The 20,128-nt window shown below is 68.6% G+C and carries 22 protein-coding genes; 11 read left to right on the top strand and 11 right to left on the bottom strand.

Annotation, left to right across the window (positions count from 1 at the left end):
* Window positions 1-24: 24 nt before the first annotated feature.
* From rnk to QSJ95_RS21535, 4 genes are all read right to left on the bottom strand, one after another.
* A complete protein-coding gene (rnk, locus tag QSJ95_RS21550; RefSeq protein ID WP_009614044.1) occupies window positions 25-432 on the bottom strand; it encodes a nucleoside diphosphate kinase regulator in 408 nt (135 codons plus the stop codon).
* Window positions 433-540: 108 nt separating this feature from the next.
* Entirely contained in the window at window positions 541-741 is a 201-nt protein-coding gene (locus tag QSJ95_RS21545; protein ID WP_009614046.1) for a DUF1289 domain-containing protein, read from the bottom strand.
* Window positions 719-1,054: an iron donor protein CyaY gene (gene cyaY, locus QSJ95_RS21540; RefSeq protein WP_009614048.1), complete on the bottom strand. Its 336-nt coding sequence runs from the start codon at window positions 1,052-1,054 to the stop codon at window positions 719-721. Before cyaY ends, QSJ95_RS21545 begins: the two co-directional genes overlap by 23 nt.
* A 9-nt stretch (window positions 1,055-1,063) precedes the next feature.
* On the bottom strand, window positions 1,064-2,113 hold the full coding sequence (locus QSJ95_RS21535) for an AraC family transcriptional regulator (RefSeq protein ID WP_009614050.1): 1,050 nt from the start codon (window positions 2,111-2,113) through the stop codon (window positions 1,064-1,066).
* A 185-nt stretch (window positions 2,114-2,298) separates the two neighbouring features.
* Between QSJ95_RS21535 and lptM the strand changes: the two genes are divergently transcribed.
* The 6 genes from lptM (at window position 2,299) to QSJ95_RS21505 (ending at window position 6,958) form a co-directional block, all read left to right on the top strand.
* Complete coding sequence (gene lptM, locus QSJ95_RS21530) at window positions 2,299-2,439, top strand: LPS translocon maturation chaperone LptM (protein ID WP_009614052.1); 141 nt, start codon at window positions 2,299-2,301, stop codon at window positions 2,437-2,439.
* 11 nt (window positions 2,440-2,450) lie between these two features.
* Window positions 2,451-3,698, top strand: coding sequence for a diaminopimelate decarboxylase (lysA, locus tag QSJ95_RS21525; RefSeq protein WP_285645195.1), 1,248 nt, complete (start codon window positions 2,451-2,453; stop codon window positions 3,696-3,698).
* Between the two features lie 10 nt (window positions 3,699-3,708).
* Window positions 3,709-4,539 carry a diaminopimelate epimerase gene (gene dapF, locus QSJ95_RS21520; protein WP_061563087.1) on the top strand — a complete coding sequence of 277 codons (831 nt, stop codon included), beginning with the start codon at window positions 3,709-3,711 and terminating at the stop codon, window positions 4,537-4,539.
* A 25-nt stretch (window positions 4,540-4,564) separates the two neighbouring features.
* Entirely contained in the window at window positions 4,565-5,266 is a 702-nt protein-coding gene (locus QSJ95_RS21515) for a DUF484 family protein (protein ID WP_009614058.1), read from the top strand.
* Window positions 5,267-5,348: 82 nt separating this feature from the next.
* Window positions 5,349-6,269, top strand: a complete 921-nt coding sequence (gene xerC, locus QSJ95_RS21510; RefSeq protein ID WP_285645192.1) for a tyrosine recombinase XerC — start codon at window positions 5,349-5,351, stop codon at window positions 6,267-6,269.
* On the top strand, window positions 6,266-6,958 hold the full coding sequence (locus QSJ95_RS21505) for an HAD family hydrolase (protein WP_009614061.1): 693 nt from the start codon (window positions 6,266-6,268) through the stop codon (window positions 6,956-6,958). Before xerC ends, QSJ95_RS21505 begins: the two co-directional genes overlap by 4 nt.
* A 433-nt stretch (window positions 6,959-7,391) precedes the next feature.
* Here QSJ95_RS21505 and sutA read toward each other — a convergent pair whose 3' ends face one another.
* From sutA to glnK, 4 genes are all read right to left on the bottom strand, one after another.
* On the bottom strand, window positions 7,392-7,715 hold the full coding sequence (gene sutA, locus QSJ95_RS21500; protein ID WP_061563090.1) for a transcriptional regulator SutA: 324 nt from the start codon (window positions 7,713-7,715) through the stop codon (window positions 7,392-7,394).
* A 77-nt stretch (window positions 7,716-7,792) separates the two neighbouring features.
* Window positions 7,793-8,218 carry a secondary thiamine-phosphate synthase enzyme YjbQ gene (locus QSJ95_RS21495; protein ID WP_043268164.1) on the bottom strand — a complete coding sequence of 142 codons (426 nt, stop codon included), beginning with the start codon at window positions 8,216-8,218 and terminating at the stop codon, window positions 7,793-7,795.
* Between the two features lie 101 nt (window positions 8,219-8,319).
* The gene (locus QSJ95_RS21490) at window positions 8,320-9,654 is read right to left on the bottom strand and encodes an ammonium transporter (protein WP_009614064.1); all 1,335 of its coding nucleotides are present in this window, start codon (window positions 9,652-9,654) and stop codon (window positions 8,320-8,322) included.
* 35 nt (window positions 9,655-9,689) lie between these two features.
* On the bottom strand, window positions 9,690-10,028 hold the full coding sequence (gene glnK, locus QSJ95_RS21485; protein ID WP_003457590.1) for a P-II family nitrogen regulator: 339 nt from the start codon (window positions 10,026-10,028) through the stop codon (window positions 9,690-9,692).
* Window positions 10,029-10,571: 543 nt separating this feature from the next.
* On the opposite strand from glnK, the gene QSJ95_RS21480 reads away from it, so the two are divergent.
* From QSJ95_RS21480 to QSJ95_RS21470, 3 genes are all read left to right on the top strand, one after another.
* Window positions 10,572-12,602 (top strand): acyltransferase family protein, encoded by a 2,031-nt coding sequence (locus tag QSJ95_RS21480; protein WP_285645178.1) that lies wholly within the window; start codon window positions 10,572-10,574, stop codon window positions 12,600-12,602.
* A 92-nt stretch (window positions 12,603-12,694) separates the two neighbouring features.
* A complete protein-coding gene (locus tag QSJ95_RS21475; RefSeq protein ID WP_009614069.1) occupies window positions 12,695-12,961 on the top strand; it encodes an accessory factor UbiK family protein in 267 nt (88 codons plus the stop codon).
* A 186-nt stretch (window positions 12,962-13,147) separates the two neighbouring features.
* The gene (locus tag QSJ95_RS21470) at window positions 13,148-14,635 is read left to right on the top strand and encodes a YifB family Mg chelatase-like AAA ATPase (protein WP_285645176.1); all 1,488 of its coding nucleotides are present in this window, start codon (window positions 13,148-13,150) and stop codon (window positions 14,633-14,635) included.
* A gap of 3 nt (window positions 14,636-14,638) precedes the next feature.
* Here QSJ95_RS21470 and QSJ95_RS21465 read toward each other — a convergent pair whose 3' ends face one another.
* Window positions 14,639-14,869, bottom strand: a complete 231-nt coding sequence (locus QSJ95_RS21465; protein ID WP_276213670.1) for a DUF1127 domain-containing protein — start codon at window positions 14,867-14,869, stop codon at window positions 14,639-14,641.
* A 174-nt stretch (window positions 14,870-15,043) separates the two neighbouring features.
* On the opposite strand from QSJ95_RS21465, the gene QSJ95_RS21460 reads away from it, so the two are divergent.
* Both QSJ95_RS21460 and QSJ95_RS21455 read left to right on the top strand, forming a co-directional pair.
* Window positions 15,044-16,495, top strand: coding sequence for an aminotransferase-like domain-containing protein (locus tag QSJ95_RS21460; RefSeq protein WP_043268158.1), 1,452 nt, complete (start codon window positions 15,044-15,046; stop codon window positions 16,493-16,495).
* 332 nt (window positions 16,496-16,827) lie between these two features.
* Window positions 16,828-17,640 carry a TlpA disulfide reductase family protein gene (locus tag QSJ95_RS21455; protein WP_285645174.1) on the top strand — a complete coding sequence of 271 codons (813 nt, stop codon included), beginning with the start codon at window positions 16,828-16,830 and terminating at the stop codon, window positions 17,638-17,640.
* A 22-nt stretch (window positions 17,641-17,662) separates the two neighbouring features.
* On the opposite strand, the gene QSJ95_RS21450 is transcribed toward QSJ95_RS21455, so the two are convergent.
* A complete protein-coding gene (locus QSJ95_RS21450; RefSeq protein WP_058488046.1) occupies window positions 17,663-18,715 on the bottom strand; it encodes a hypothetical protein in 1,053 nt (350 codons plus the stop codon).
* 207 nt (window positions 18,716-18,922) lie between these two features.
* Window positions 18,923-19,975: an HAD family hydrolase gene (locus QSJ95_RS21445; protein ID WP_285645172.1), complete on the bottom strand. Its 1,053-nt coding sequence runs from the start codon at window positions 19,973-19,975 to the stop codon at window positions 18,923-18,925.
* Window positions 19,976-20,128 lie beyond the last annotated feature (153 nt).

Below are 20,128 nucleotides of genomic sequence, written 5' to 3'. Positions count from 1 at the left end.
TGCGCAGCAGATCGTGACGGGCGTTCAGCGGTTGTAGTCGCCGGCGGCTTCTGGCTGATAAGTGATGTCCAGCAGGCTCAGCTTGAGGGTCTTGCCGCCCGGGGCCGGCCAGTCGATGCTCTGGCCGACGGTCAGGCCCAGCAGCGCGGTGCCCACCGGCGCGAGGATGGACACCTTGCCTTCGCCGCCGGCGTCCTCCGGGTAGACCAGGGTCAGCAGGTACTCCTTGCCGCTGCTTTCCTCGCGGCAGCGCACGGTGGAGTTCATGGTCACCACGCCCGGCGGCACCTCGTCGTGGCCGACCACGTTGGCGCGGGACAGCTCGGCTTCCAGCGCTTCGGCGGCGGGGCCGTACTCTTCCAGGCTGTCGAGCAAGCGCTCCAGACGTTGCAGGTCGAGACGGGTAACGGTGATGGACGGTGCGGTGGTCATGATGGCCGGCAGACTCCTTGGCAGTGGATCGAAAAAAGAAAAACCCCGCCCAAGGCGGGGTTTTCAGCGGACACTAACACAGTACCGCGAATAAGCAAGACCACCCGGTCAGGGGCCCGGCCACAGCGGCTTGCGGCGTGCCAGGGCGGCCTCGACTATCTGCCGCCGGCGCGCGCCGTCGGCCTCGTTCCATTCGAGAATCTCCGCCAGGCTGCGCCCGCAGCCCAGGCAGACGTCACCCTCGTCCAGGCAGCAGCGCCGGCAGCAGGGCGAGGGGACCGGCGCTTCAGAGGCCGGGGAACTCGACATCCTCGCCCGCCTGCTCGAGGGTCGCCCGGTTGAGCAGCGCGCCCAGCGGCTCGCGGGTGCTGTCGCTCAACCACAGGCTGCCGGACTCGTCGTAGTCGAAGTGGAAACCGCCGGAGCGCGCCGCCACCCACAGCTGGCGCAGCGCCGGCTGGCGGCTGAGGATCAGCTGGCTGCCGTTCTCGAAGCGCACGGTCAGCACGCCGCCGGAATTCTCCAGGTCCACATCCAGGTCACTGTCATCGAAGGCGTCTTCCACCGTGGTCTGCACCTCGTCGACGAGGTCGTGGAAACGGGCTTCGCTCATGCTGCTCATGCATTGTCCTCAGGAATCTGCCAAAGGCTGCAGTGTACGCCGGTATTGCCCGAGACTCTGCCCCGTCCAGCGGCGGAAGGCCCGCGCCAGCGAGCCGGTCTCGCTGAAGCCGACCAGGCTGGCGACGTCGGCCAGCTCCAGCGCCGGGTCGCGCAGGTGGTGCAGCACCAGTTGCTGGCGCGTCTCGTCCACCAGGCGGCTGAACGACAGGCCGCTGTCGCGCAGGCGGCGCTGCAGGGTGCGCGGGCTCAGGGCCAGCTCGCCAGCCAGGGCCTCCAGGTCCACGGCCTGCTCCGGCAGGCGCTCGGCCAGGCACTGGCGGGCCCGTTCGAGCACGCCCTCGCCGCGGCGGATGCTCTCCAGCAGGCGCCCGGCGTAGGCGTCGAGGGTGCGCTGGATCTGGCTGTCGGCCTGGCCCAGGGGCAGCGCCAGCAGGCGCCGGGGGAAGACCAGGGCGTTGTCCGCCTGGCCGAACAGCACCGGGCAGCGGAAGATGCGCCGGTGCTCGGTGGTGTCGGCCGGCGCCGGGTGGCGGAAGCGCACTTCCACCGGCGCCTGCTCCAGGCCGCTGATCCAGTGGCCGAAGCGTAGCCAGCAGGCCAGGGTCTCTTCCGCCAGTTGGCGCTGCTGGCGTGGCAGCAAAGGCTCCCAGCTGTGCCGCACCAGCGGCTCGTGGCCGGCGCGCGGCGGCTCGTCGGCCAGCTCGACGCGGCCCAGGCTGCCCACCAGCTCGGCGTAGCGCGCCTGGCGGTGCAGGGCGTCGCCGAGGGTCGCGCAGCTCATCAGCAGGTAGCCGAGCACGCCGAAGTGGCCGGGGCGCACGGCCTCGCCCAGGTGCAGGCCGAGGTCGGCGTCGCCGCTCAGCGCCAGGCCCAGCTCCAGCAGGTCGACATAGACGCTGGCGGCGATGCGCGCCTCGCGCTGGTCGAGGATCGACGGCTCGAGCTGGACGCCGGCCAGCAGCCGCTGCGGCGCGACGCCGCGACGCTCGAGGTGGTCCACCAGGCCCTGCACGTAGGCGATGGAAATGGAACCGGCGAGTGGGACGGGGGCTTGCATGGATCCTCCGTTTTTTCTGTCAGATCCTAGGGGCTGGCGGGGGCTGATCGCAAACCGCGTTGCTGCGAGCGGCCCCCGCCAGCCCCTTTGGAAGCCCCGCCGGGCGGGAGTCCGCTTGCATAGGCAAGGCGCCGGGGGGCCGGTATACTCCGGTCCAATTACGCTTTGATCACAAGGATTCCGCCATGAAGCGACTGCTTCTTCCCTTCGTCGCGCTCGCCGTGCTCAGCGCCGCGCTCGCCGGCTGCGGCCAGAAAGGCCCGCTGTACCTGCCGGACGACCAGCAAGCCCAAAGCAAGCACAGCAAGGACCGCTACGGTCTGTAAGGGAGCAGCACATGGAGGCATTCAACGTCCGTGACGGGCAACTGTTCGCGGAAGGCGTGGCGTTGTCGGCGCTGGCCGAGCGCTTCGGCACGCCCACCTACGTCTACTCGCGCGCTCACATCGAGCAGCAGTTCCGTTCCTATACCGACGCCCTGCAAGGCCTGCCGCACCTGGTCTGCTTCGCGGTCAAGGCCAACTCCAACCTGGCCGTGCTGAACGTCCTGGCGCGCCTGGGCTCGGGCTTCGACATCGTCTCGCGCGGCGAGCTGGAACGTGTGCTGGCCGCCGGCGGCGACCCGGCCAAGGTGGTGTTCTCCGGCGTCGGCAAGAGCCGCGACGACATGCGCCGCGCCCTGCAAGTGGGCGTGCACTGCTTCAACGTCGAATCCGCCGTGGAGCTGGAACGCCTGCAGGAAGTGGCCGCGGAACTGGGTGTGAAGGCGCCGGTGTCGCTGCGGGTGAACCCGGACGTGGACGCCCAGACCCACCCCTACATCTCCACCGGGCTGAAAGAGAACAAGTTCGGCATCGACATCGACGAGGCCGAGGCCATCTACGCCCGCGCCGCCGAGCTGCCGAACCTGGAAGTGAAAGGCGTGGACTGCCACATCGGCTCGCAGCTGACCCAGCTGGAGCCCTTCCTCGATGCCCTCGACCGCCTGCTGGCGCTGGTCGACCGCCTGGCCGCGCGCGGCATCCTGATCCGCCACCTGGACCTGGGCGGCGGCCTCGGCGTGCGCTACCGCGACGAAACCCCGCCGCCGGCCAGCGACTACATCCGCGCCATCCGCGAGCGCCTGGGCAGCCGCCAGCTGACCCTGGTGTTCGAGCCGGGCCGCTACATCGTGGCCAACGCCGGCCTGCTGCTGACCTGCGTGGAGTACCTCAAGCACACCGCGCACAAGGACTTCGCCATCATCGACGCGGCGATGAACGACCTGATCCGCCCGGCGCTGTACCAGGCCTGGATGGAGGTCACCCCGGTCGTCGCGCGCGCGGGCCAGAAACGTACCTACGACCTGGTCGGCCCCATCTGCGAGACCGGCGACTTCCTCGCCAAGGGCCGCGAGCTGGCCCTGGAAGAAGGCGACCTGCTGGCGATCCGCTCGGCCGGCGCCTATGGTTTCGTCATGAGTTCCAACTACAACACCCGCGGCCGCGCCGCCGAGGTGCTGGTGGATGGCGAGCGGGCCTTCGAGGTGCGCCGCCGCGAGACCGTCCAGGAGCTTTACGCCGGCGAAAGCCTGCTGCCGGAGTGAGGCCGAAACCATGCTACTGCGCTTCACCAAGATGCACGGGCTGGGCAATGACTTCATGGTCCTCGACCTGGTCAGCCAGCACGCCCACGTGCTGCCCCGCCACGTCAAGAGCTGGGGCGACCGCAACACCGGCGTCGGCTTCGACCAGTTGCTGATCGTCGAGCCGCCGGGCAGCCCCGAGGTCGACTTCCGCTACCGCATCTTCAACGCCGACGGCAGCGAAGTGGAACAGTGCGGCAACGGCGCGCGCTGCTTCGCCCGCTTCGTGCTGGACAAGCGCCTGACCATGAAGAAGACCATCCGCGTCGAGACCAAGGGCGGCATCATCGAGCTCAGCGTCGCCAACGACGGCCAGGTCACCGTGGACATGGGCGCGCCGCGCCTGGCGCCGGAACAGGTGCCCTTCGTCGCCGACGCCGAAGCCACCAGCTACGCCGTGGAAGTCGACGGGCAGACCGTCGAGCTGGCCGCCGTCTCCATGGGCAACCCCCATGGCGTGCTGCGGGTGGACGACGTCGACAGCGCCCCGGTGCGCACCCTCGGCCCGAAACTGGAAGTGCACCCGCGCTTCCCGGCCAAGGCCAACATCGGCTTCCTCCAGGTGCTCGACGCCAACCATGCGCGCCTGCGCGTGTGGGAGCGCGGCGTCGGCGAGACCCTGGCCTGCGGCACCGGCGCCTGCGCCGCCGCGGTGGCCGGCATCCGCCAGGGCTGGCTGCGCTCGCCGGTGCAGATCGACCTGCCGGGCGGCCGCCTGAACATCGAGTGGGCAGGCCCCGGCCAGCCGGTTATGATGACCGGGCCCGCCGTGCGGGTGTACGAAGGCCAGGTCCGCCTGTAACCCGAGACGCCAAGCCGAGACGCCCATGACCGAGAACAGCCCGGAACACCGCCCGCCGCTGGATGCCGAACAGGTCGCCGAGTACCTGCGCGAGCATCCCGAATTCTTCGTCGAGCACGACGAGCTGATCCCGGAGATGCGCATCCCCCACGAGAGTGGCAACGCCGTCTCGCTGGTGGAACGCCAGGTGCGCCTGCTGCGCGAGCGCAACATCGAGATGCGCCATCGCCTGGCGCAGCTGATGGACGTGGCCCGCGACAACGACCGGCTGTTCGACAAGACCCGCCGCCTGGTGCTCGATCTGCTCGACGCCACCAGCCTGGAGGACGTGGTCAGCACCGTGGAAGACAGCCTGCGCCACGAGTTCCAGGTGCCCTACGTCAGCCTGATCCTGTTCAGCGACAACAACCTGCCGGTGGGCCGCTCGGTGAGCAGCGCCGAGGCGCACCAGGCCATCGGCGGGCTGCTTTCCGGCGGCAAGACCGTATGCGGCGTGCTGCGCCCCCATGAGCTGGCCTTCCTGTTCGGCGAAACCGAACGCGACGGCGTCGGCTCGGCGGCAGTGGTCTCGCTGACCTTCCAGGGCCTGCACGGCGTGCTCGCCATCGGCAGCCCGGATCCGCAGCACTACAAGAGCTCCCTCGGCACCCTGTTCCTCGGCTACGTGGCCGAGGTCCTGGCCCGCGTCCTGCCGCGCTTCTCCACGCCGCTGCGGTCGGTACGCTAGCCAGGCAGCGGCAAGCCTCGAGTTGCAAGCCGCAAGCAAGGCAACGCGGTGGAAGCCGGGCTTTTCACTTGGAGCTTGAAGCTTGAAGCTTGTAGCTGACCTCGATGCCTTCCTCGAACACCTGCGCAGCGAGCGCCAGGTGTCCGCGCATACCCTCGCCGGCTACCGGCGCGACCTGCTCAAGGTCGTCGCGCTGTGCGAGAACAACGGCATCGCCGATTGGGCCGACCTGCAGGTGCGCGAGCTGCGCGCGCAGGTCGCCCGCCTGCACGCCCAGGGCCTGGCCAGCCGCAGCCTGGCGCGGCTGCTCTCGGCGGTGCGCGGGCTCTACCAGTACCTGATCCGCGAGGGCCGCTGCCGGCACAACCCCGCCGACGGCCTGGCCGCGCCCAAGGCCGCGCGCAAGCTGCCGCGCACCCTCGACGCCGACCGCGCCGGGCAACTGCTCGACGGCGCCCTGGAGGACGACTTCATCGCCCGCCGCGACCAGGCCATGCTGGAGCTGTTCTATTCCTCCGGCCTGCGCCTGTCCGAGCTGGTCGGCCTGGACCTCGACGGCCTGGACCTGTCCGCCGGCCTGGTGCGGGTACTCGGCAAGGGCAACAAGGTCCGCGAACTGCCGGTGGGGCGCGCCGCGCGCAAGGCCATCGAGGACTGGCTGCCGCTGCGCGAGATGGTCCGCCCGGCCGACCGCGCGCTGTTCGTCGGCCACAGCGGCAAGCGCCTGACGCCACGCGCCGTGCAGCTGCGGGTGCGCCAGGCCGGTGTGCGCGAGCTGGGCCAGCACCTGCACCCGCACATGCTGCGGCATTCCTTCGCCAGCCATATCCTGGAATCCTCCCAGGACCTGCGCGCGGTGCAGGAACTGCTCGGCCACGCCGACATCGCCACCACGCAGATCTACACCCACCTGGACTTCCAGCACCTTTCCAAGGTCTACGACAATGCCCACCCGCGGGCCAGGCGCGTCAAACGCGATACCGATACAGGAGCCGAGGAATGAGCATCCGGCTGGTCACCTTCGACCTCGACGACACCCTCTGGGACGTCGCCCCGGTGATGAACAGCGCCGAGGCCACCCTGCGCGAATGGCTGGCGGCGAACGCCGCGCAACTGGGCCCGGTGCCCATCGAGCACCTGTGGGCGATCCGCGCGCGGCTGATGCAGCAGGACCCAATGCTCAGGCACCGCCTGAGCGAGCTGCGCCGGCGCATCCTCCTGCACGCCCTGCTCGACGCCGGTTATCCACAGGCGGAAGCGGCGGACCTGGCCGAGGCCGGTTTCCAGGTCTTCCTCCATGCGCGCCACCAGGTCAGCCTGTTCCCCGAGGTGCACCCGACCCTGGAGGCCCTGGCCAACCGCTTCATCCTCGGCGTGCTCACCAACGGCAACGCCGACGTGCGCCGCCTGGGGCTGGCCGACTACTTCCAGTTCGCCCTGTGCGCCGAGGAGCTGGGCATCGGCAAGCCCGATCCGAAGCCCTTCCGGGAAGCGCTCAAGCGCGCCGGCGTTGAGCCGCAGCAGGCGGTGCACATCGGAGACCACCCCAGCGACGATATCGCCGGCGCCCGTCGCGCCGGCCTGCAGGCCATCTGGTTCAACCCGGCGCGCAAGGCCTGGGAGGGCGAGGAAGCGCCCAGCGCGATCATCCACAGCCTCGCGGAGCTGCCCGGGGTGCTGGCGCGGCTGTAATCGAAATGCTCCTCGTGGGAGCGCCGATGGTTAATCGTAGGGCGCATAACGCCTACGGCGTTATCCGCCGCATCGCGGACGGAGTCCTACAGGGGGGAACACCGCGATTTCCCAACTGCGGGCCCTGCCCGCGATTCGCGCGCAGGGCGCGCTCCTACAGGGGAGCGGCGCGGCTGGGGCAGCGTAGGAGCGGACCTTGTCCGCGATAGCCGGAGGTATCGGCGCGGATCGCGGATGAGATCCGCTCCTACGCCCTCCGACAAACACAAGACCCGTAGGATGGCGTTGAGCGAAGCGATACCCATCACCCCGACCGCATGGGTTTCGCAAGGCTCAACCCATCCTACGAAGAGCACTGCGCCCACGGGCCGTCACAAAGAAAAAGCCCGCCGCTCCCCTTCCGGGGAGGGCGGGCCTTTTCACGACGTCGCCCTTAGATGGGGCGGCTGCCGTATTTGCTGTCCGGCTTCTTCGGCGGATCGGCGACCACGTTGGGCTCGATCTCCTGGACCTTGCCGCCACGGGAGAGGAACTCTTCCATGGCCCTGGCCAGGGCGTCGCGCTCCTTCTGCTTGGCCTCCACCGAGGGCAGTTCCTCTTCCTCTACGGCTGCCTTGGCTTTCTTGCCGCCACCAGAGGAAACCGGGGCCTCGTCGGCTTCGCCATCGGCGTCGCCATCGTCAGCCGCGGCCAGCTCTTCGCCGTCGTCCTCGTCGGCACCTTCCAGCTCGTCTTGTTCAAGTTCTTCGTCGCTCATCGCTCAACCTCGTGGTGCTGCAAAGCAGGTTAGTTATAGCCCAGCCGCGCGCTTTGACGAACGCTGCCGGAAAAAATTCACAGAGCTTCGCCCTGCAGGGTCGCCAGCACCTTGCGCGGCCCGCCGTGATCGCGGTGTTCGCCCAGGTAGATGCCCTGCCAGGTGCCCAGCGCCAGGCGCCCGGCACTGACCGGCAGGGTCAGCTGGCAGCCCAGCAGGCTGGCCTTGAAGTGCGCGGGCAAGTCGTCCGGCCCTTCGTAATCGTGCTCGTAGCCACCCTCGTCCTGCGGCACCAGGCGATTGAAGAATCGCTCGAAGTCCCGCCGTACCGAGGGGTCGGCATTCTCGTTCAGCGTCAATGACGCCGAGGTGTGCTGCAACAGCAGGTGCAGCAGGCCGACCCGGCAGCGCGCCAGGTCCGGCAATGCCGCCAGCACCTCGTCGGTGACCAGGTGGAAACCGCGCGACCGCGGGCGCAGGGTGATCAGGGTCTGCTGCCACATGGCGAGGCCTCCGATTGGCTACCGATGCGGGCGCATTCTAGCGAAGCGCAGAAAAAAACAAAGGGCGCCCGTAGGCGCCCTTCGTCGAACTCGCGTGAACCTTACAGGTTGTAGCCGCGCTCGTTGTGCAGGGCCAGGTCCAGGCCCACGGTTTCTTCTTCTTCGGTGACGCGCAGGCCGATGACCAGGTCCAGCACCTTGAGGATCACGAAGCTGACGATCCCGGTGTAGACGATGGTGAAGGCCACGCCCTTGAACTGGATGAACAACTGGGCGCCGATGTCGGTGACGGTGCCGAAGCCACCCAGGGCGGGCGCGGCGAACACGCCGGTCAGCAGGGCGCCGACGATGCCGCCGACGGCATGCACGCCAAAGGCGTCCAGGGAGTCGTCGTAGCCGATGGCGCGCTTGAGGGTGGTGGCGGCGAAGAAGCAGATCACGCCGGCGGCCAGGCCGAGGATGATGGCGCCCATCGGGCCGCAGGTGCCGGCGGCCGGGGTGACGGCCACGAGGCCGGCGACCACGCCCGAAGCGATGCCCAGGGCGCTCGGCTTGCCGTGGGTGATCCACTCGGCGAACATCCAGCCCAGGGCCGCGGCGGCGGTGGCGATCTGGGTCACCAGCATGGCCATGCCGGCGGTGCCGTTGGCGGCGGCGGCGGAACCGGCGTTGAAGCCGAACCAGCCGATCCACAGCAGGGCCGCGCCGACCAGGGTGTAGCCCAGGTTGTGCGGGGCCATGGCGGCGGTCGGGTAGCCCTTGCGCTTGCCCATCACCAGGCAGGCCACCAGACCGGCCACACCGGCGTTGATGTGCACCACGGTGCCGCCGGCGAAGTCCAGCACGCCCCAGTCCCACAGCAGGCCGCCGTCGCCGCTCCAGACCATGTGCGCGATGGGGGCGTAGACCAGGGTGAACCACAGGCCGGTGAAGATCAGCAGCGCGGAGAACTTCATGCGCTCGGCGAAGGCGCCGACGATCAGCGCCGGGGTGATGATCGCGAAGGTCATCTGGAACATCACGAAGACGCTTTCCGGGAACAGCGCGGCGGCGGAGGTCAGGCCGGTGCTGGTCAGGCCGCTGAGGAAGGCCTTGTCGAAGCCGCCGACGAAGGAGGCGAAGTTGATCACGCCCTTCTCCATGCCGACGGTGTCGAAGGCCAGGCTGTAGCCGTAGACGACCCACAGGATGCTGATCAGCGCGGTGATGGCGAAGCACTGCATCATGATCGACAGGACGTTCTTGGCGCGCACCATGCCGCCGTAGAACAGGGCCAGGCCGGGGATGGTCATCATCAGCACCAGGGCGCTGGAAATCAGCATCCAGGCGGTGTCGCCACTGTTCAGGACCGGGGCCGCAGCTTCGTCCGCCATGGCCAGGCCAGGCATTGCGAGGGACAAAAGGGCTCCTAGCCCTGCGAACTTGCGCAGAGTCATTGTTGTTTCTCCTGGGGCGGTGGGGTTCGGTTGGCTTAGATGGCGTCGGTACCGGTCTCGCCGGTACGGATGCGGATCGCCTGTTCCAGATTCACGACGAAAATCTTGCCGTCGCCGATCTTGCCGGTGTTGGCGGCCTTGGTGATGGCTTCGATGACGCGGTCCAGCTGGTCGTCGGCGATGGCCACGTCGATCTTCACCTTGGGCAGGAAGTCGACGACGTACTCCGCACCACGGTACAGCTCGGTGTGCCCCTTCTGCCGGCCGAAGCCCTTGACTTCGGTCACAGTGATGCCCTGCACGCCGATCTCGGACAGCGACTCGCGCACGTCGTCGAGCTTGAACGGCTTGATGATGGCTGTGACTAGCTTCATGAAACTCTCTCCCGTGTTTTGGTGGACTCGCCCCAGGAAAACGAACCCGGGGACAAGTCTAAGCGCAGTGTCTGGCTTTGTAACGCGCCGGCCGCCCTACCTCAGCACTCCGACTCCTCCAGCCGCTTCCCGCGAAGCGCTCGTCAGCTCCGCCAGCCGCACCGGACCTGCATCGGTGCACGCTATGCCAGCCCCAAAGCAGGAAGCTTGCCAGCTCGGCGAAAAGCCCGGCGATTCAGCCGCTTAGCGAAAAACACCGCGCGCCGGGCGATGGCCGGGTGCCATGTCGCGCACCAGAAGCGGGCAGTCCTGCCGCCATGCCTGCGCAAAAATCGTGCAGCGCCCTGCTTTTTCCGGCCAACGCGGGGGCCGACCAGGGCCATCCGGACTGCGCCATAGGGAAGAGGCTCGACCAGCGCTGGACCAGGGCCATCTATCCGAAGGGATTTTCCGAAAGCCTGAAGGCAAGTTCCTCAGTATCCGAGCGGGCGTCGCCGCAGGAGTCGAAAGACCTATCTTTCGCCGATTTGCGGACAACCAGCGATGAGCCTTCTCCCCAGCCGCCGCGCCTGGCCCGGCCAGGCGACCCCCACGCCCGCCAACCACTTCAGGCAGGACATCAACGGCCTGCGCGCCCTGGCGGTGGTCGCGGTCATCCTCTATCACTTCGACGTCGGCGGACTGGCCGGCGGATTCGCCGGCGTGGACGTGTTCTTCGTGCTCTCCGGCTACCTCATGGCGGGGATCATCGGCACCGGCCTGCAGCGTGGCGACTTCTCCGTCCTGGCGTTCTACTGGGCCCGAGCCAGGCGCATCCTTCCGGCGTTGCTGTTGGTCTGCGCGGTCGTGCTGGCCATCGGCTGGCTGCTGCTGGCGCCGAACGACTACAAGACCCTCGGCCGGCACGCCCGACAGTCCCTGGCCTTCCTGTCCAATCACCTGTATCTGAAGGAAGCCGGCTACTTCGACAGCGCCAGCCAGGCGAAATGGCTGCTGCACACCTGGTCGCTGTCCGTCGAATGGCAGTTCTACCTGGCGTTGCCGCTCATCCTCGCCCTCGCCTGGAAGCTGTTGCCCCGGCGCGGCACGCTCGTGGGCGTGCACCTGGCGCTGTTCTCCTGCTCGCTGGCGCTGTGCATCGCGCTGACCGCCAGCCATCCGCAAAAGGCTTTCTACCTCCTGCCCGCCCGCGCCTGGGAAATGCTCCTGGGCGGGTTGTGCTTCCTGCTCTGCTCGAACCTCGGGCTCCCGGCGACGGCGCGGCGCCTGCTGGAAGCCGGCGGCCTGGCGCTGATAGGGGCGTCGGTGTTCCTGCTCGACGAATCCGCCGCCTGGCCCGGCGCACTGGCGCTGCTGCCAACCCTGGGAACCGCCATGGTGCTGGCGGCCCGGCGGGAAACCTCGCCGTGGTGCACCCATGGCGCCGTCCAGTGGCTGGGCACGCGCTCCTACTCCCTGTACCTGTGGCACTGGCCGCTGGTGGCCTGGCTGTTCCATGCCGGCCACCGGCAAACGCCCCTGTGGATCGCCGCAGCCCTGTTGCTGACGCTGATACTGGGCGAGCTTTCCTACCGGCTGGTGGAACGACCGACGCGGCGCTGGCTGGGCACGGGCAGGCGGGCGTTCGCCGTGGCCGGACTGGCCGGCCTGATGATCCTCGCCGGCTACCTGGCGCAGGTGGTGGTCAGGGCGAAAGGCTTCCCGCAACGGATGCCCGCGGACATCCTGGCGATGCGCGAACAGGCCCTGCAGGGCACGCCGCGCAACGAGGAGTGCCTGAGCAAGGGCGCGGGCTGCGTGTATGGGGGGCCGGACATCCAGGCCATGCTCATCGGCGACAGCCATGCCGCCTCCGTGGTCACCGCCGCGCAACTCGCGCTGCCCGACGCCGGCCAGGGCATCTACCTGCGGGCCGCGCCAGCCTGCCTGCCGGTCCCCGGGCTGCACATCCGCGAACACCCGCGCGACAACCCGGAAGACACCTGCAACCGCCTGCGCCGGCAACTGCCGGCCGAACTCGACGACGCGCCCGGCCGGGTGCCGCTGATCATCGTCACCCGCACTTCCGTCTACCCGCTGGGCTACAACGGCATCGACCAGAACCGCAAGAACCGGCCGCAGGCCTACATCAGCTCGCCCGTGGACGAGCCCAGCAGCGAATGGCTCGAAGCGTTCGCCCGGCTCTACATCGACCACGCCTGCGCCCTGGCGCGGCAGCGTCCGGTCTACCTGGTGCGGCCGATACCGGAAATGCGCGTCGACGTACCGGATGTGATGAGCCGGAAGATGCTCCAGGGGAAGGCGCCGCAAGTCACCCTCAGCCGGGCCGACTACGAGGCGCGCAACGGCTTCGTCTGGAGCGTGCAGGACCGCGCCCGGGAAGCCTGCGGCGTGAACATTCTCGATCCGCTTCCCTACCTGTGCGACGAAAGGCAATGCTACGGCGGCCGGGAAGGACAGGCCTACTACGCCGACGACAACCACCTCAACGCGGCGGGCAGCCGGCTCCTGGCGCCCATGTTCGCCGAGGTTTTCGCGGACCTGTCCACGGCCCAGGCCGATCCCCCGCGCTAACGCGCAGAACCTGCGGCGGCTGCCCGGTCCGCGCCAGCGGCACCGGGCAGCGTGATAGACTCCCCACCCAGTCCCAACCGGAAACCCTCGCCATGCTGCCGCCCAAAGCCTTCCTCGACGCCCTCGGCCAACAGGCCAGCCGCCTCTTCGGCGGTGAATCGCCGCTGCCCCGCGCCGAGCTGGAGGCGCAGTTCAAGGTCCTGCTGCAGAGCGCCTTCGGCAAGCTCGACCTGGTCAGCCGCGACGAGTTCGACAGCCAGATGGTGGTGCTCGCCCGCACCCGCGCCCGCCTGGAGGCGCTGGAGGCCAAGGTCGCCGAACTGGAAGCCAGACTCACGCCGCCCGCCGAGGCCGAATAAGCCGCAGGGGTTGGGAAAGGAGAGAGCGATTCCTCTCCCGCTTTTCTTCCCGTTCGTGTTCACCAACCCGGGCCAACAAGAAACTTCCCACAGGACATCGGCAGCATTACAGCGACTCCGAGCATGGTCCCGGCTTCCCTGACCCCCTAGACTGGCGGTTTGTGAGGGAAGAGGCTGCCCCCATCCATGTCCCTGGCCATCGTCCACAGCCGCGCCCAGGTCGGCGTCGAGGCTCCCGGCGTCACCGTCGAGGCGCACCTGGCCAACGGCCTGCCGTCGCTGACCCTGGTCGGCCTGCCGGAAACCGCGGTCAAGGAAAGCAAGGATCGCGTGCGCAGCGCCATCCTCAACTCCGGCTTCGAATTCCCCGCCCGACGCATCACCCTCAACCTCGCCCCGGCCGACCTGCCCAAGGACGGCGGACGCTTCGACCTGGCCATCGCCCTGGGCCTGCTCGCCGCCAACGGCCAGTTGGCCGGCGCCAGCCTGGACGGCCTCGAATGCCTCGGTGAACTGGCCCTGTCCGGCGCCCTGCGCCCGGTGCAGGGCGTGCTACCGGCGGCCCTGGCGGCGCGCGCGGCCGGCCGCGCCCTGGTGGTGCCGAAGGAGAATGCCGAGGAAGCAAGCCTGGCCAGCGGCCTGACCGTCTACGCCGTCGGCCACCTGCTGGAACTGGCCGCGCACCTGACCGGCCAGACACCCCTGGCGCCCTACCAGGCCCGCGGCCTGCTGCGGGAGACCCCGCCCTACCCCGACCTCGCCGAGGTCCAGGGCCAGGCCGCGGCCAAGCGCGCCCTGCTGGTGGCCGCGGCCGGGTCGCACAACCTGCTGCTGAGCGGCCCGCCGGGCACCGGTAAGACGCTGCTGGCCAGCCGCCTGCCGGGGTTGCTACCGCCGCTGAGCGAAGACGAGGCGCTGCAGGTGGCGGCCATCCACTCCGTGTCCGGGCGCGGGCCGCTGACGCACTGGCCGCAGCGCCCGTTCCGCCAGCCGCACCACAGCGCCTCGGCTGCCGCGCTGGTGGGCGGTGGCAGCCGGCCGCAACCCGGGGAGATCACCCTGGCCCACGAAGGCGTGCTATTTCTCGACGAGCTGCCGGAGTTCGATCGCAAGGTCCTGGAAGTGCTTCGCGAGCCCCTGGAAGGGGGAGAAATCGTGATCGCCCGGGCCAACGGCCGGGTGCGCTTCCCGGCGCGCTTCCAACTGGTGGCGGCGATGAACCCCTGCCCCTGCGGCTACCTGGGCGACCCCTGCGGCCGCTGCCGTTGCACCCCGGAGCAGATCCAGCGCTACCGCGCCAAGCTCTCCGGCCCGCTGCTGGACCGCATCGACCTGCACCTGACCGTTGGCCGCGAGACCACGCGTCTCGTCCCTCAGAATGGCAGCCTGGGCAGCGCCGAGGTCGCCGCGCAGGTGGCCAGCGCCCGCGAACGACAGCTGGCGCGACAGGGTTGCGCGAACGCCGTTCTCGACCTCAAGTCGATGCACCATAATTGTGCACTGGACGATCAGGACCAGGCCTGGCTGGAAACCGCCGGCGAGCGCCTGGACCTGTCCCTGCGCGCCCTGCACCGCATCCTCAAGGTCGCCCGCACCCTGGCCGACCTGGAAGGCGCCGAACGCATCGCCCGCTCGCACCTGGCCGAGGCCCTGCAATACCGCGCCGGGCACTGAGCCTCAGCAGCGCCAGAACGGCCGCAGCGCCTCGATGCGCGCCTGCTCGCGGGAAATGCCGATGTCACACAGCTGCTCGTCGCTGAGCTCCAGCAGTTGCCTGCGCGTGCGCACCCGCCGCCAGAACTGGCGCCAGCGGCTTTCCGCCGGGCCGCGCGGCGCCAGGCTGCCGTCGTCGATGCCGAGCAGTTCGCGCTGATACAAGGTCAAGCGCACGTCTGTCATGCCGTTCATGTCGTCACTCCTCCTCCGAGCCTGTGGATAGAGTGGCGAAAGGGCAGCCTGCATTACAGATTCAAAGAAATTGAATTTTTTCCATACAGACAGCGGAAAAAACCAACTGAATGGCGTACTTTTGCCCGATCTGTACTGGTCTTTTCCGCCACGATGCGGCACGGGGCATCTGTCATGAAACGCTACGCACAATTGGCCGCCACCCTCGGCGAGCGCATCGAGCAGGGGCTGTACCGCCCCGGCGACCGCCTGCCCTCGGTGCGCTCACTGAGCGAGGAGCACGGCGTCAGCATCAGCACCGTGCAGCAGGCCTACCGGGTGCTGGAGGATGCCGGGCTGGTCGAGCCGAGGCCCAAGTCCGGCTTCTTCGTCCCCGAACGGCGCCCGCAGCCGGCCATGCCGGCGATGACCCGGCCGGCGCAACGGCCGGTGGACGTATCGCAGTGGGACCAGGTGCTGGAGCAGGTGCGCCACGCCCCCGGCGGCGACTTCGTCCAGCTCGGCCGCGGCACCCCGGACATCGCCAGTCCTTCGCTCAAGCCACTGCAGCGCGCCATGGCCAACGCCGCGCGGCGCACCGACCTGCAGGCACTGGGCTACGAAGGCCTGCAGGGCTCGCTGGCGCTGCGCGAACAGATTTCCCGGCTGATGCTGGACTCCGGCTGCCAGGTGCCGCCCAGCGAAACGATCATCACCACCGGCTGCCAGGAGGCGCTGGCCATCACCCTGCGCGCTATCTGCCAGCCGGGCGACATCGTCGCCATCGATTCGCCGAGCTTCCACGGCGCCATGCAGACGCTCAAGGCCCAAGGCCTGAAGGCCCTGGAAATCCCCACCGACCCGACCAACGGGGTGAGCCTGGAGGCCCTGGAACTGGCCATGGAGCAATGGCCGGTGAAGCTGATCCTGCTCACCCCCAACTGCAACAACCCGCTGGGCTACATCATGCCCGACGCGCGCAAGCGCGCCCTGCTCAGCCTGGCCCAGCGCTACGACGTGCCCATCCTGGAAGACGACGTCTACGGCGAGCTGGCCTATGCCTACCCGCGGCCGCGCAGCATCAAGTCCTTCGACAGCGACGACCGCGTGCTGCTGGCCAGCTCCTTCTCCAAGACCGTGGCGCCGGGCCTGCGCACCGGCTGGGTGGTGCCGGGGCGCTACCTGGACCGCATCCTCCACCTCAAGTACATCGCCAGCGGCACCTGCGCGCCGCAGCCGCAGATGGCCCTGGCCGAATTCGTCGGCGGCGGCCACTACGAGCCGCACATCCGCCGCATGCGCGCCCAGTACCAGCGCCACCGCGACCTGATGACCGACTGGATCGCCCGCTACTTCCCCGAAGGCACCCGCGCCACCCGGCCACAGGGCGGCTTCATGCTCTGGGTGGAACTGCACCCGCAGTTCGACAGCGTGCGGCTGAACCGCGAACTGCAGGCCGAGCGCGTGCAGGTGGCGGCCGGCAGCATCTTCTCGGCCGCCGGCAAGTACCGCAATTGCCTGCGCATGAACTACTCCAACCGCGACCTGCCGCGCATCGAAGAAGCCGTGCGCAAGGTCGGCGCCTGCGCCACACGGCTGGTGGAGGAACTGCACGCCGAGGCCGGGGAGGATGTCGTCCTGGCGTGAAGGGGCATAGCGCCTGGGCGACGGTGTTGGGGAGGCACGGTCGTAGGGGTGGCTGTCTTGCCGGCTGCACCAAGGTGCGCCTCAACGGATGGGTTGAGCCTGCGAAACCCATGCGGCCGCGGTGATGGGTATCGCTTCGCTCAACACCATCCTACGGGGTGCTTTGCCGGCGGGGGTAAGCGGGCCCTGCCCGCGATTCGCGCGCAGGGCGCGCTCCTATAGGGAAATACCGTGCCGGGCGACAAGGCACAATCGAAACATTTATCCACAGCACAGCTCCCGCCCACCGGCACGGGGCTGCGATACTCGCGGCCTGCCTTCCGGAGACCGTCATGACCAGCCTGATCCTCGGCCCGCTCGCCATTCCCATGCCCCAGGCCCTGCTCTACCTGGGCTTCCTCGCCGCGCTGCTGGGCGGCTGGCTGGCCGGACGCAGGCGCGGCGGCAACCCCGAGGGCGCGCTCTTCGCCATGCTCCTGGCCGGCCTGCTGGTGGCGCGCCTGGCCTTCGTCGCGCGCTACGCCGGGCAATACGCAGCGGCCCCCTGGAGCATGCTGGACATCCGCGACGGCGGCTTCCTCGCCTGGCCGGGCGCCCTCGCCGCGGCCCTGCTCGGCGCCTGGCTGGTCTGGCGCCGCAACAGCCTGCGCCGGCCGCTGGCCATCGCCCTGGTGAGCGGCCTCTGCGTCTGGGGTGGCGGCAAGGCGGTGGTCTCCGCCCTGGACCGCGGCCAGCAACTGCCTGCCCTGGCGCTGAGCGACCTGCAAGGCCGCCCGGTGAGCCTCGGCCAACTGGACGGCCGCCCGCTGGTGGTCAACCTCTGGGCCACCTGGTGCCCGCCCTGCCGCCGCGAGATGCCGGTGCTGGAAGCCGCCCAGCAGGCGCGCCCGGACGTGCGCTTCGTGCTGGTCAACCAGGGCGAACCGGCTGAAGCCATCACCAGCTTCCTCGCCAGCCAGAACCTGAAGCCCAGGGAAGTCCTGCTCGACCTCGGCAACCAGCTCGGCCAGGCCACCGGCGCCTACGGCATGCCGACCACCTTCTTCTACGCTGCCGACGGCCGCCTGCGCCACAGTCACATGGGCGAGCTGTCCGCCGCCAGCCTGGAGCACGGCCTGCAGCAGTTGGCCGAGCCCCGGCGCTGAGCCGGGGCCGGCCGAACCCGCGCTACTGGATCTGCTCCGGCGTCACTATCACCCAGTTCTTGTCCGCGGTGACCGGCTGCCCCAGCTTGGCCTGGGCCTCGGCGTTCTTCTTGATCATGCCGTCGAGCTGGTCCATGTACTTGGCCTTGCGGTTTATCCACAGGTGGACGCCGTTCTCGGCGGTGCCGTTGAACAGCATGTAGCCGTCGCTGCTGGGGGTGTCGCCGCCGACCAGGATGGGCCGCTTCCACTGGTCGATGTAGGTGAGGATGGCGGCCTGCTTGCCGGCCATCCAGGTCGCCGGGGTCCACAGATAGGGGGTGATCTCCAGGTCCATATTGGCCTTGGGATCGTACTTGCCCTCGCCGATCTGCTTGCGCGCGGTGGTCAGCGCGCCGGTCTTGCGGTCCTTGAGCAGGGTGGTGACGCCGATGACGTTCTGCGGCTTCACGTTGTAGCCGTACTTCGGATCGCTGGCGACCATGCGCACCAGTTCCTCGTGGGCTGCGGTCATCACGTAGACCTCGATGCCGTTCTCCATCAGCTTGTTGTACAGCTCCTGCTGGCCGGTGAAGACCTTCGGCGGGTTGATCTCGATGGTCTTGACCGCGTCACCCTCGTAGTAGGTGCTGGGGATCGGCTTGCCGTAGGCCATCAGTTCGTCGACGTAGCCCTTGAGTTCCTTGAGGGTGAAGCCGGAGAACACCTGGGCGACCCAGGGGTAGCAGACCAGGTCGTCGACCTCGCAGAGGCGGTAGTAGTAGCTGTTCAGGCTTTCCTTGTGGCCGCCCACGTCCTTGAAGGGGATCAGCTTCAGCGACGGGTCCAGTTTCTCGCGGGTCAGCACGCCTTTCATTTCCAGGAAGGGCAGCAGCGACTCTTCCAGGTCGTAGCGGTAGCTGGTGTTGTCCATGTCGAAGACGGCGAAGGCGCCCTTGTTGGCGTTGGCCGCGATCAGGGCGTCCAGCTGCTTGGCGGCCGGTTCCGGCCAGTGCTTGAGTTCGGTGGCGGCGAAGACGCTGCTGGCCAGGCCGCCGAGCAGCAGCGCGGCGAGCAGGGTGCGCATGGGTTTCATCTGGTTTCCCCCGAGGTGGTCTTGTGGGTGGAAGGACCCGGCGCGGGCCGTTCCCTGGACTAGTCCAGCATTCACCCTAGCAAAGCCGTGTTGCAGTCCTGCGATGAACGCGACCTCGGGCGTTGCCTGCGCGCCAGGACTTGGCCAGGAGCGACAGGGCATGCCTGGAAGCGGCGGGCAGCGCAGGGGGCGCCGCCCGCCGCTGGCTCAGAGAATCTCCTCGGGCGTGACCACCAGCCAGTTCTTGTCGGCGCGCACCGGCTGCCCCAGCTTGGCCTGGGCCTCGGCGTTCTTCTTGATCATGCCTTCGAGCTGGTCCATGTACTTGGCCTTGCGGTTCACCCACAGGCGCATGCCGTCGTCCGCCGTGCTGTGGAACAGCATGTGGCCGTCATTGCTGGGCGAGTCGCCGCCGACCAGGATGGGTTTCTTCCACGGGTCGATGTAGGTCTGGATGGCCGCCGTCTTGCCGGCCATCCAGGTGCCCGGGGTCCACAGGTAGGGGGTGAATTCGAGGTCCAGGTTGGCCTCGGGATCGTACTTGCCCTCGCTGATCTGCCGGCGCGCGGTGGTCACTGCGCCGGTCTTGCGGTCCTTGAGCAGGGTGCTGACGCCGATGACGTTCTCCGGCTTGACGTTGTAGCCGTACTTCGGATCGCTGGCGACCATGCGCACCAGTTCCTCGTGGGAGGCAGTGAGGATGTACACCTCGATGCCGTTCTCCATCATCCGCTTGAACAGTTCCTGCTGGCCGGTGAACAGCTGCGGCGGCTGCACCTCGACGGTGCGCAGGGTGTCGCCGTCGTAGTAGTCGCTCTTGACCGGCTTGCCGCTCGCCATCATGGCGTCGAGGTGGCCCTTGAGTTCGCGCAGGGTCAGGCCGGAAAGCGCCTGTGCGGCCCAGGGGTAGCAGACGCGGTGGTCGAATTCGCAGAGCCGCGTGTAGTAGCTGTTGAGGCTCTCCTTCTTGCCCTTGAGGTCCTTGAAGGGGATCAGCTTCAGCGAAGGGTCGAGCTTGTCGCGGGTCAGCACGCCCTCGTTCTCCAGGTACGGCAGCAACGCCTCGGCGACGTCGTAGCGGTAGCTGGTGTTGTCCATGTCGAAGACGGCGTAGGCGCCCTTGTTGGCGTTGGCCGCGATCAGCGCGTCGAGCTGCTTCGCCGCGGGCTCCGGCCAGTGCTTGAGCTCGGTGGCGGCCACGGCGTCGTTGGCCAGGCCGCCGAGCAGCAGGATGCCGAACAGTAGTCCATAGGTTTTCATCGAATGTTCCCCCGGTTGCGAATGGCGGGGAAGGCGCGGCGACACGGGCTTTGGCCCATCGTTGACGGCCGGGCGTTTCCCCTCCGCCACGACCGTAGCAAGGGGGCAAAGGGCCAGACAGACGGTCGGGCGTCGCATGCGCGCTCCAGTCGC

It is taken from the genome of Pseudomonas sp. NBRC 100443, assembly GCF_030268185.1.
Classification (GTDB): domain Bacteria; phylum Pseudomonadota; class Gammaproteobacteria; order Pseudomonadales; family Pseudomonadaceae; genus Pseudomonas; species Pseudomonas citronellolis.
This window is presented reverse-complemented; position numbering and strand designations above follow the sequence as displayed.

Excerpts from the sequence above, each read along its gene's own strand:
- rnk (WP_009614044.1), bottom strand. The coding sequence starts at position 432 with ATGACCACCGCACCGTCCATCACCGTTACCCGTCTCGACCTGCAACGT.
- QSJ95_RS21545 (WP_009614046.1), bottom strand. The coding sequence starts at position 741 with ATGTCGAGTTCCCCGGCCTCTGAAGCGCCGGTCCCCTCGCCCTGCTGC.
- cyaY (WP_009614048.1), bottom strand. The coding sequence starts at position 1,054 with ATGAGCAGCATGAGCGAAGCCCGTTTCCACGACCTCGTCGACGAGGTG.
- QSJ95_RS21535 (WP_009614050.1), bottom strand. The coding sequence starts at position 2,113 with ATGCAAGCCCCCGTCCCACTCGCCGGTTCCATTTCCATCGCCTACGTG.
- lptM (WP_009614052.1), top strand. The coding sequence starts at position 2,299 with ATGAAGCGACTGCTTCTTCCCTTCGTCGCGCTCGCCGTGCTCAGCGCC.
- lysA (WP_285645195.1), top strand. The coding sequence starts at position 2,451 with ATGGAGGCATTCAACGTCCGTGACGGGCAACTGTTCGCGGAAGGCGTG.
- dapF (WP_061563087.1), top strand. The coding sequence starts at position 3,709 with ATGCTACTGCGCTTCACCAAGATGCACGGGCTGGGCAATGACTTCATG.
- QSJ95_RS21515 (WP_009614058.1), top strand. The coding sequence starts at position 4,565 with ATGACCGAGAACAGCCCGGAACACCGCCCGCCGCTGGATGCCGAACAG.
- QSJ95_RS21505 (WP_009614061.1), top strand. The coding sequence starts at position 6,266 with ATGAGCATCCGGCTGGTCACCTTCGACCTCGACGACACCCTCTGGGAC.
- sutA (WP_061563090.1), bottom strand. The coding sequence starts at position 7,715 with ATGAGCGACGAAGAACTTGAACAAGACGAGCTGGAAGGTGCCGACGAG.
- QSJ95_RS21495 (WP_043268164.1), bottom strand. The coding sequence starts at position 8,218 with ATGTGGCAGCAGACCCTGATCACCCTGCGCCCGCGGTCGCGCGGTTTC.
- QSJ95_RS21490 (WP_009614064.1), bottom strand. The coding sequence starts at position 9,654 with ATGACTCTGCGCAAGTTCGCAGGGCTAGGAGCCCTTTTGTCCCTCGCA.
- glnK (WP_003457590.1), bottom strand. The coding sequence starts at position 10,028 with ATGAAGCTAGTCACAGCCATCATCAAGCCGTTCAAGCTCGACGACGTG.
- QSJ95_RS21480 (WP_285645178.1), top strand. The coding sequence starts at position 10,572 with ATGAGCCTTCTCCCCAGCCGCCGCGCCTGGCCCGGCCAGGCGACCCCC.
- QSJ95_RS21475 (WP_009614069.1), top strand. The coding sequence starts at position 12,695 with ATGCTGCCGCCCAAAGCCTTCCTCGACGCCCTCGGCCAACAGGCCAGC.
- QSJ95_RS21470 (WP_285645176.1), top strand. The coding sequence starts at position 13,148 with ATGTCCCTGGCCATCGTCCACAGCCGCGCCCAGGTCGGCGTCGAGGCT.
- QSJ95_RS21465 (WP_276213670.1), bottom strand. The coding sequence starts at position 14,869 with ATGAACGGCATGACAGACGTGCGCTTGACCTTGTATCAGCGCGAACTG.
- QSJ95_RS21460 (WP_043268158.1), top strand. The coding sequence starts at position 15,044 with ATGAAACGCTACGCACAATTGGCCGCCACCCTCGGCGAGCGCATCGAG.
- QSJ95_RS21455 (WP_285645174.1), top strand. The coding sequence starts at position 16,828 with ATGACCAGCCTGATCCTCGGCCCGCTCGCCATTCCCATGCCCCAGGCC.
- QSJ95_RS21450 (WP_058488046.1), bottom strand. The coding sequence starts at position 18,715 with ATGAAACCCATGCGCACCCTGCTCGCCGCGCTGCTGCTCGGCGGCCTG.
- QSJ95_RS21445 (WP_285645172.1), bottom strand. The coding sequence starts at position 19,975 with ATGAAAACCTATGGACTACTGTTCGGCATCCTGCTGCTCGGCGGCCTG.